Origin of the sequence: Bacillus sp. AF23, from assembly GCF_020861455.1 — a bacterium.
Lineage (GTDB): Bacteria > Bacillota > Bacilli > Bacillales > Bacillaceae > Bacillus > Bacillus halotolerans.
Genome location: NZ_JAJHVY010000021.1, coordinates 194720 through 206017, shown reverse-complemented (window position 1 = coordinate 206017; position 11298 = coordinate 194720). Strand labels below are relative to the sequence as shown.

The window sequence follows — 11298 nt, the reverse complement described above, 5'->3', positions numbered from 1 at the left end:
ATATTGGATTTGTGTTTTGGGAAAACGAAAGGAATGAGGGGAAGAATGAAAATAACTGAATCAATCCAACAGTTTGACTCAATTGATTTCCTTAAAGAACAGGGCGTTTATCTTATCACGGGAGGTCTAGGAGAATTGGGGCTAATCTTTGCCCAACACCTAGCTCAAAAAACGAACGCAAGGCTTGTTCTGACAGGACGCAGTGAGATAGAAAGGGAAAATGATTCAAAGCTGCAAGAACTCGAAAACCTAGGAGCAGATATCCTTTATGTTAAAGCGGATGTGTCAAACAAGCAGCAAGTTGAGAAGCTTGTTGCCATAGCAAAGGAAAGGTTTGGAAACATAAATGGAGTTATCCACTCTGCGGGAGTTATTAGAGATTCATTTGTGTTAAACAAAAATGATGAGGAAATTCAATCGGTATTAGCTTCAAAGGTCTTCGGTACGAAGAATTTGGATGAAGCATTAAAGGACGAACCTCTTGATTTCTTTGTTTTATTTTCATCTGTTGCGGCAGTTTTAGGTAATGTCGGCCAAAGCGATTATGGGTATGCAAACAGTTATATGGATTATTTTGCACAGTGGAGAGATGCTCAGTGTAAAGCCGGTAAACGTTTCGGGAAGACTCTCTCAATAAACTGGCCTTTATGGGAAGACGGTAAAATGAGCGTGAATGATGAGAAACTAAAAATCATGAAGGATGGATTTGGTATGGTTCCGCTCCCAAAGGAAAGGGGGATCCCGGCGTTAGAGTATGGATTACAGCAATCGGGATCGCAACTTATAGTCTTACAGGGTGAAGGAGAAAAAATCCAATCCGAAATAAAAAAAATGAAAAAAAATGATGTTATTTCGTCTGAAAAGGACAATAGTATGACCCCACCGATAAATGATCCTGTTGTAACAGATGCAAGCCAAAAGATATTGCTTAATAGGACTGAAACATTCTTAAAAATGCTAATATCAATTCAAACCAAGACCCCAATAGATAAAATCAGAAACGATGAGACCTTTAGTAAGTTTGGCATTGAATCTGTGGCGATTATGGGTATGACAAAAACAATGGAGGAGAAGTTAGGGGATCTCTCCAAAACATTGTTTTTTGAATATAATAACATCACTGAACTGGCGGAATACTTAGTGAATTATAAAAAAGAAGCCTTAACAATGTTGTTTGGACTAACTGATAGAGACCGAACGGAAAACCTTCACGTTCAAGACCAACCTAAAGGCAGAAAGAACGTACGGGTTAAATTGCCGGGAAATCAGAAAAAAAAGAAAAGCAGGCGGGAAACAGAAGCTCGTGATGAAGATATCGCAATAATCGGAGTATCAGGCAGATATCCTATGGCGCAGAACCTTGATGAGTTTTGGGAGAATTTGAAGATGGGAAAGGACTGTGTTACAGAGATTCCCGAAAACAGATGGGATCATAGTCTATACTATGATTCAGATAAAGGGATTATCGGAAAAACATACAGCAAATGGGGAGGATTTATTGATGATATAGAGATGTTTGATTCTCAATTCTTCAGTATTCTTCCAAATGAGGCGAAGTTTATTGATCCGCAGGAACGATTGTTTTTAGAAGCGACCTGGAATGCAATTGAAGATGCAGGATATGCCAGCGCTTCACTTAAAGGCAAGAAAGTTGGGGTATTTGTGGGTGCGATGTACGGTCTCTATCAGTTGCTTGAAACGGAACAATTTGGAGATAAAATCTCAGGCCGCTCTTCTTTTGCATCAATCGCAAACAGAGTTTCATACTTTTTTGATTTTCATGGCCCCAGTATCGCATTGGATACAATGTGTTCCTCCTCCCTCGTGGCTCTCCACCTTGGCTGTGATAGCATCCGCAAAGGTGAGGCTGAGATGGTTATTGCCGGAGGAGTGAATTTAACTCTTCATCCTAACAAATATCTTCAGCTCAGCATAGGAAACTTTTGCTCAACGGATGGAAAATGCAGAAGCTTTGGCGGTGATGGGGATGGATATGTTCCGGGTGAAGGGGTTGGAGCGCTCGTGCTAAAGCCACTGAGTAAAGCTGTTGAAGATGGAGATCAGATTTATGCAGTGATCAAAGGAAGCTCAATTAACTCAGGCGGCAAAACGAGTGGATATACAGTGCCAAACCCGAATGCACAAAGTGAACTGATTAAAGAAACTCTCGAAAAGTCTAACATTGATCCTCGGACTATTAGTTATATTGAAGCGCACGGAACAGGTACAGCATTAGGTGATCCGATTGAAATATCGGGCCTATCGAAGGCCTTTCATGAATATACGGATGAGAAGCAATTTTGTGCCATCGGTTCAGTAAAATCAAATATTGGACATTCGGAATCTGCAGCTGGTATTGCGGCAGTCACAAAGGTACTGCTTCAGATGAAGCATAAGATGCTTGTTCCATCTATTCATTCTAAGCAGTTAAATCCTTTCATTGATTTTAAAAATAATCCGTTCTATGTCCAGCGTTCACTCGAAGAGTGGAAACAGCCTGCTATTAAAACGGCATCAGAGGAAAAACGTTATCCCAGAAGAGCCGGAGTTAGCGCTTTTGGAGCTGGCGGTGCAAATGCGCATATTATTCTTGAGGAATACGAGAAGGGATCGCCTTCGATATCCAGAGAAGACAGTCATTCTCAGCTTTTTATTCTTTCAGCTAAAAATAAAGAACGACTTAAGGTTTATGCTGATCAGTTACATTTATTTCTGGAAACATATAAACCTATTCATCCCAATGACCAGTCAATCAAAGTTAATACAGGTATCGCGGAGCGTAATTATGTTGTTAAAGAAATCATTAAACAGGAGATCGCTGAAATTTTAGGCATAAGTCAGGCAGAAGTGGACTATGATGAGCCATTTACTGACTATGGGTTAGATGCCTATGATTTAACGGTGTTACATCATAAACTCGAGAAAAAGCTAAAACTGGAGATCCCAGACAACGAACTGGTATATCATTCCACTTTGAATGGTCTGGCTGAATATTTATCCTCCTTTGAGTCAAAAAGTTCAATACCTGAGAAGGCAGAACCTGATGTGAAAATGGATTTTCCCCTTGAAGATCTTGCATTCACTCTTCAAGTAGGACGTGAAAGCATGAAAGAGAGATTAGCAATCATTGCCGGGGATGTCAATGATCTTAAGAAAGGTCTGTCTGACTATTGTAATGGAAAAAACGATAATCCTAACCTCAAACAAGGAAATACCAATGAGTTCATTGAAAAATTCGATATTCTTCTAAATGGTGAAATTGCCAAGAAACAAATGCAAAAGTTTCTTGAGGATAGAGATATGGAAAAAATCGCCGAGCTCTGGGTGATGGGAGCTGATGTTGATTGGGGAAAAATGTATAGGGATGAGACGAGACAAAGGATGTCTCTTCCAACCTATCCTTTTGATCGAAAACGACATTGGATCTTGCAAGTCGGGAAGGATCACCGCCTGATACCGAACAAGGAGATGATAAAAAACGATCCTGAAGATCCTATACTTACAAAAATTCAAGAAGAAACGCCCGTATTAGAAAGGCCTTATTACTTATCGACAGAGGATGATGCGAAGCTAACTGATGCCATTCTTGAATATTTAAAGCAAATGTTTTCAGAAGTTCTTAATATACCGACAGACTATCTTTCTCCGCATGAAGAATTTGAAAGCTATGGAATTGACTCTATTCATATCAATCAGCTTAATAGATTTTTTGAACAGGTCTTTGGTACATTGCCAGTCACTCTTATGTTTACATATAAAAACTTATATACGCTTAGCAAGTATTTCGTTGAAAAGCAGAGGGGGAAAATCATTACGCTGCTAAATTCTCTTAATGATCATCAAATTGCGGAAACCGGAAACGTTAGACCGGAAAAACCGGTTCCTTTTTCGAAGGAAGCAGTACCTCAAACTGTCGCGGAGGAAAAAATCTCTGAAGATGAACAGGGAATTGCGATTATTGGAATCAGCGGAACATTTCCACAGGCAGAAAACATGGATGAGTTTATGAGGAATCTCATGAAAGGAAAGGACAGTATTACCGAGATTCCCAAAGAAAGATGGGACCATAGGAAATATCCAGATATTAGCTGCAAATGGGGAGGATTTGTTGCGGATGCTGATAAATTTGACCCGCAATTCTTTAATATCTCCCCCCTCAATGCGGCTTTTATGGACCCGCAGGAACGTTTATTTCTTCAGGCTGTCTGGAGTTGCCTGGAAGATGCCGGTTATACGCCAGAATCATTAGGTGATCGTTATGATGAAGATCAACGAGGAAATGTGGCGGTTTATGCAGGTGTTACCTTTAACACTTACGGTCTTTCAGGGGCTGCTGAGATTGATAGAGGGAATGCAGTTCCGATTAATTCACAGATTTATTCAGTTGCTAACAGAGTATCCTATTTGCTCAACCTTAGAGGGCCGAGCTTGTCTGTGGATACGGCATGTTCTTCATCGCTATATGCTATACACCTCGGTTGTGAAAGCATATTAAGAGATGAATGTGATATGGCGATAGCAGGCGGGGTGAATTTAACCTTACATCCAAGTAAGTACATCACCTTAGATTCTGCTAAATTCCTAGCCTCTGACGGGCATTGCAGAAGCTTCGGTAAAGGCGGAGACGGTTATGTACCAGGTGAAGGGGTAGGCGCGGTGCTTTTAAAACCTCTTTGGAAGGCTAGAAGGGATAGGGATCATATATACGGTGTCATTAAGGGCTCAGCTGTTAACCATGATGGCAAAACGAATGGCTATTCTGTCCCAAATCCAGTTGCTCAGAAAGAAGTCATTAAGAAAGCACTGAATAAGGCAAATGTAGATCCACGGACTATCAGCTATGTTGAAGCACATGGAACGGGAACATCTCTTGGAGATCCAATTGAGATTACAGCTTTAACGGATGCATATGCTGAATATACTTCAGATAAACAATATTGTTCAATTGGTTCAGTAAAGTCAAATATCGGCCATCCTGAAGCTGCTGCAGGAATAGCACAAGTTGCTAAGGTATTGTTGCAGATGAAACATAAAATGTTATTGCCGAGCAGGCTTAATACGGAGGAAATCAATCCAGATATTCATTTTGCCGAAACTCCATTTTATGTTCAGATGAAGGCCGAAGAATGGAAACAGCCGACAATCCTTAAAGGCAGAAAAACAAAGTGTCCAAGGCGTTCGGGTATTAGCTCGTTTGGTGTTGGCGGAGTAAACGTCCACATGATTATTGAGGAGTATGAACCTGAAAGGAGACCGGCGGAAGGAACCCGAAAAAATCCAGTTATCATTCCATTGTCAGCCAAAAATGAATCTGCATTAAAAAGGTATGCAACCAAGCTTTTTCATTATCTAGTGGATACGAAGGACCAAGATCAGAAAGTGCCTTATCTTAGGGATATTGCATTTACACTACAGACAGGCCGTAAAGCTTTTCCATACAGAGTGGCTTTTATTGTTTCCGAGTATGAGGAATTAAGGAAAATGGTTGAGAAATTTTTGAATGAGGATGTCAATGAAATTAAACATATAAGAGGATTGATAGCGGGAAAGGCTATTCCGGCAAGCGAAAGGATCAAGCCGGGCGATTACTCCGGAAAGGTATCTGCAGAAAGTGATCTTTATGAGATGGCGGCTAAATGGGTGGAAGGTAACGAAATCCCGTTTAGTGAACTTTACAAAGGTTTCCTGCCATATCGGATTTCGCTTCCAGTATACCCTTATGAAAAAGAAAAGTACTGGATGTATCGAACTCCAGAAAAAGCGGTTCCATTTGAAGAAAAGTTGGAAATGAGTATTTCGGATAAAAGTGCGAGTCCATGTAAAGAGGAAGAGCCGTTGTCAAACGGTTCTGATATGACATTTCTTTATCAACTTGCCAATTCATTTGAAAGTGAACAAATTCCGAAGATGATTCATTACATTCAGGAAATATTTGCTTCATTACTAGGATTCACAGAAGGAAGACTGCCAGACCCTGAACAGGGATTCTTTGAGCTGGGGTTGGAATCCATTGCAATTGCCGAGGGGTATAACATGCTTCAAACAGTTTTTAATATAGAGCTTGATGAACAGATTTTCTTTAACTACCCAAATATTGTCGAGGTATCTAAGTATATTTTGCCGATGTTGAATTTGGACGAATTGGAGATTCTATCAGAGCCAGAGGACCTTCCTGGCTTAGCTGAAGCAGAAGAAGCGGCTATAGATCAAAACAGGACTCTATTCATAGATCCGGTCCATAACAGTGAAGAAGATGAAGCTCTTTTTAATAAAATTGATCAGATGAGTGAGGAAGAGCTTATCGCAATGCTGGCAATGGAAATTAGCGAAAAATAAATTATGAGAGCACGACAATCGGTAGCTTCACAGATGGGAATATACATCCATAGAAAAAATAAAAAATATCGATTCATCATATAGGAACATTGGAATTGTTCTGAAATCGAGGAGTAATCAATGGAAAAAATATTTATGTTTGCCGGGCAAGGATGTCATTTTTATGGCATGGGTAAAAAACTATACGAAACAAATTTTGACTTCAGAAAAAATATAGATGCCGTCGATCATGAAATCGTAAAGTTTGCAGGTATTTCTGTACGTGACATTGTTTTTGATGAAAATAAAAATCGGGGTGAAGCTTTTTTACCGATTCTTCAAACGAATCTCGCCATTTTTATGTATGAGTATTCAGCAGCACAGATGATGATTCAGAATGGGATTGTCCCCAATGGAGTAATCGGAGCAAGTTTGGGAGAGTTTAGCGGTGCCGTTATCTCTGGCATGATCGAGATGCAAGATGCAGTTGCTTTGCTGGTAAAGCTTTCAGAACTGATAATGGACAAAGCCCCCATGGGCGGAATGATCACTGTATTTGATGATGCTTCAGTGTTTCAGAATCGTAAAGACATATTCACGGGGAGCGAATTAGTAGCAGTTAACCATAGTCATCATTTTGTGGTTTCTGCAAATTCAGAAAGGATCCGATCAATAAAAAAGCGATTGAGTGACAATAGTATTCTTAGTCAGGTGCTTCCGGTACAATATGCATTTCATTCTCGTGAAATTGAAAGTATGCGAGAGGAATGCTGCAGGCTTTTTGCTGAAGTAAATCTAAAGCAGCCCGCATGCAAAATCATTTCCTCTGTTACTGGTAAGGCACTGGATCAAGTGAAAATGGAATACTTTTGGGAGGTTATCAGGGAACAAATAAGATTTAAGGAATCCATTACCAACACGGCGACAAATGATACGATGTTTATTGATTTATCTCCTGATGGAGAGCTGGCTGCGATGTTACATTACATTTTGCCGGAGCATAAAGATGTATTTAAAATAGCTTCACTTTTTAATGTGGACATGGATGTAACAAGCATAATGAATACGATAAAGGAAACAGGAGGGCATAAGATGAAAGCGTATGTTTTTCCAGGGCAAGGTTCACAGGAAAAGGGAATGGGGGCTGAGCTATTTGATGAATTCAGCGAATTGACGCAAAAGGCTGATGAAATACTAGGGTACTCAATAAAGGATCTGTGTCTAAATGACCCAGAAAATAAGCTCGGATTAACCGTTTATACACAGCCAGCACTCTATGTTGTAAGTGTATTCTCCTATCTAAAGAAGCTAAAGGATGGGGAGGGAGAACCGGATTATTTAGCAGGACACAGTATTGGTGAGTATGCGGCTTTATTTGCATCTGGCGCCATAGACTTTGAAACCGGTTTAAAGCTAGTTAAAAAAAGAGGAGAATTGATGTTCCGAGAAGCAGGCGGTCAAATGGCTGCAGTCGTCGGATTAACGAAGGAGCAAGTTGAACAAGTACTCCATGAAAATGAACTTACCAACCTTGATGTGGCAAATATGAATACACCTAATCAAATTGTTATTGCAGGATATCGAGAGGATATTCAAAAGGCAAAAGACCCTTTTCAGAACCATAGTAATTGTATGATGTACAAGGTCCTAAATGTTAGCGGAGCCTTCCATTCAAGGTATATGCAGCCGGCAAGAGATGAATTCACTGAATATCTCCAAAAGTTTAAGATTGGCAGCATGAAGATTCCGGTAATTTCGAATGTTTATGCCAGACCATATAGACAGTCTCGGGTGTTAGAAACGTTATCTGAACAATTGGTATCATCCGTTGAATGGACAGATAGCATAAGATATTTATTAGCAAAAGGCGTAGAGGATATTATCCAAGTAGGGCCTGGGCGAGTTGTTCAGGGAATGGTTCAAACAATTATCAGAGACGCTGAACCGATTATGATTGAAGAAGAGGATCTTCCAACAGAGAGGTATAGAGAAGAGCAGGATGAAATCATGGAAGAAGTTCATATCAAGAGCGAGGCAGAAGTGACGAATTCAACTATAAACGAAACAGGTTTTCCAAAAACCATCTCGAAAAGTATTTCACCGGAAATGCTGGGAGATGGTTCGTTCATCCATGATTATAACTTAAAGTATGCTTATATATTAGGTGGTATGTATAGAGGAATTTCCGGCGAGCGGCTAGTAACTGAAGCGGGTAAAGCAGGCTTACTCGCGTTCTACGGCACTGTTGGTGTTGATGATTCTTCAATTGAAAAGGGCATTAAAAATATTCAAAGAACATTAAAAAATGGCGAGCCTTATGGTTTCAGTCTATCTCCTGATTTTGAGAATCCTGAACGAGAAAAAAGAATTTTTGATTTATTTCTTAGATATGGTGTGAGAACTATTGAAGCATCTGGATATGTAACAATCACTAAGCCACTGGTAAAGTATAGAATCAAAGGCCTTAAAGAAGATGGAACAGGTAATGTCATTATACAGAACAGAATCATTGCTAAGCTATCAAGACCGGAAGTAGCTGAATGTTATATGAGCCCGCCACCAAAAAAGATAGTTGACAGTCTATTAAGAGAAGGAGAGATTACGGAAACTGAGGCGCAGTTATCTCAACAAATTCCGATGGCTTATGATATATGTGTTCAAGGAGATTCGGGAGGACATACAGATGCTGCAAATGGTTTTGTATTATTACCAACATTTTTTAGATTAAGAAGTGAAATGACTAAGAAACATGGGTATCATTATAAAATTCGTCTCGGTGTCGGCGGTGGAATCGGGACCCCGACAGCAGCAGCTGGTGCATTTATAATGGGGGCAGATTTTATAACAACAGGATCAATTAATCAATGCTCTGTAGAAGCAGATATAAGTGTTCCAGCAAAGGAGATGTTAAGCGGTATTAATGTACAAGATACAGGATACGCACCTTCATGGGATCTTTATGAAACGAGTAGTAAGGTGCAGGTGCTCAAAAAGGGAACCCTGTATCAAGTTAGGAGCAATAAGTTGCATTCGATTTATAGCAGTCATCATTCAATTGATGGGATCGATGAAATGGTGAAAAAGCAAATTGAAAATAATTATTTTAAAAAGAGCTTAGAGGAAGTTTACACTGAGGTTAAGCAGTATACAAGCAGGAAGACACTTAAGGAAGCTGAAATAAATCCAAAGCTGAAAATGCTACTTACTTTTAAATGGTATTTTATTAAATCAGCTCAATGGGCTCTTAATGGTGAGGAAGATAATCAGTCAGATTATCAAATCTTATGTGGGTCCGCACTTGGATCTTTCAATCAGTGGGTAAAGGGGTCTGAGATGGAAGACTGGAGAAATCGACATGTCGCTGATATAGGAACTATGCTCATGACTGAAACGGCGGAACAGCTTAATGAATATTGTAAACAAATGTTAGTCTAGGCTGGTTTTCCGTATATTTTTCTGAAGTCTAAAAATATGGTGAAAATAACCTATTATTAAGAGATAGTTATATTGGGCAAGCCATTATATTAATTCAATATCTAAATCAGATTTGAGGAGCATTCAGAAGCAGCTATGTTGCATCAAGTTTTAAAGAAGTATTTGAGAGGGGCTAAATAATGAACGAGCAAACAGTTGGAATTGAAGCTATTAATTTTTACGGGGGTTCTGCTTATCTGGACGTCCAAAAACTTGCAAAATATCGGAATCTAGATAATGAAAGGTTTGATAACCTGTTAATGAAGGAGAAGACAGTGCCTCTTCCTTATGAAGATCCTGTTTCTTTTGGGGTAAATGCAGCAATGCCTCTTATAGATGCTCTTTCCTCTCAAGAAAAGGATCGTATAGAGATGGTCATCACTTGTACAGAATCAGGTATTGATTTTGGGAAATCCATAAGTACATACATTCACCATTACTTAGGTTTAAACCGTAATTGCCGTCTTTTTGAATTAAAGAACGCTTGTTATTCGGGAACTGCGGGCTTTCAGATGGCTATTAATTTTGTGCTTTCTCAGGTATCACCAGGGGCAAAGGTATTAGTTGTCGCGACAGATTTGGCTCGATTTATGGCTGCAGATGCAGGAGAAGCGCTAATGGCTGACTGGTCATTTGCTGAACCTACTGGAGGAGCAGGTGCTGTAGCGATGCTTATTAGTGACACACCGTATATATATGAAGTTGATATTGGTGCGAACGGGTATTATGGCTATGAGATTATGGATACATGCAGGCCGATTCCAGACAGCGAGGCGGGGAATGCAGATTTATCCCTTATGTCGTATTTGGATTGTTGTGAATCTTCATTTTTAGAATATAAGAAGCGTGTAGAAGATGTTGATTATGAAAAATCATTTCATTATTTAGTGTTCCATACACCATTTGGCGGAATGGTAAAGGGAGCACATCGAAAAATGATGCGTAAAATGTGCAAAGCTAAGACCGACGTTATTCAGAATGATTTTAGCAATAGAGTGATTCCGGGCTTAACTTATTGTCAGCGTGTCGGGAATATTATGGGGGCAACTGTTTTCTTATCATTGTTAAGTACTATTGATAATGGTGACTTTGATTCCCCTAAGAGACTGGGCTGCTTTTCTTACGGGTCAGGCTGTTGTTCGGAATTTCACAGTGGAATAGTCACATTAAGCGGACAAGAGAAAATTAAGCAGTCGGGTATTAAAGAGCATTTAGATGAACGATATGAGTTAAGTATTGAGCAGTACGAAAATCTTTTAAGCGGTAACGGGGCAGTTGCTTTTGGTACTAGAAATGCAAAGCTTGATCTTGACTTGATCCCTGAAGTATTGTCCGTTAACAAGAGTAGAGGAAGACTTGTGCTTAATGAAATACGTGAGTACCACAGAGAATATATCTGGCTGTAAGACTAGCAGTGTTTTTATTCGTATTTTTAGAATCTTAAAAAAGATAAATAAAATACAAAGAAGTTAATCATTTGTTAAATTAACGAGTGTCTATTCTAAGATG

At 39.5% G+C, this 11298-nt stretch carries 3 protein-coding genes; all 3 read left to right on the top strand.

What is annotated here, in order from left to right; all coding sequences use genetic code 11:
- Positions 1–45 precede the first annotated feature (45 nt).
- The 3 genes from LNN34_RS12800 to LNN34_RS12790 all read left to right on the top strand — a co-directional run bounded on the left by LNN34_RS12800 (position 46) and on the right by LNN34_RS12790 (position 11195).
- Positions 46–6336: an SDR family NAD(P)-dependent oxidoreductase gene (locus LNN34_RS12800; RefSeq protein ID WP_229043572.1), complete on the top strand. Its 6291-nt coding sequence runs from the start codon at positions 46–48 to the stop codon at positions 6334–6336.
- A 120-nt stretch (positions 6337–6456) separates the two neighbouring features.
- Positions 6457–9750 (top strand): ACP S-malonyltransferase, encoded by a 3294-nt coding sequence (gene fabD / locus LNN34_RS12795; protein ID WP_229043571.1) that lies wholly within the window; start codon positions 6457–6459, stop codon positions 9748–9750.
- A gap of 179 nt (positions 9751–9929) precedes the next feature.
- Positions 9930–11195, top strand: coding sequence for a hydroxymethylglutaryl-CoA synthase family protein (locus LNN34_RS12790; protein ID WP_044163470.1), 1266 nt, complete (start codon positions 9930–9932; stop codon positions 11193–11195).
- The last annotated feature ends 103 nt before the right edge of the window (positions 11196–11298 follow it).

Coding starts and splice junctions, on each gene's coding strand:
- LNN34_RS12800 (WP_229043572.1), top strand. CDS start 46: ATGAAAATAACTGAATCAATCCAACAGTTTGACTCAATTGATTTCCTT.
- fabD (WP_229043571.1), top strand. CDS start 6,457: ATGGAAAAAATATTTATGTTTGCCGGGCAAGGATGTCATTTTTATGGC.
- LNN34_RS12790 (WP_044163470.1), top strand. CDS start 9,930: ATGAACGAGCAAACAGTTGGAATTGAAGCTATTAATTTTTACGGGGGT.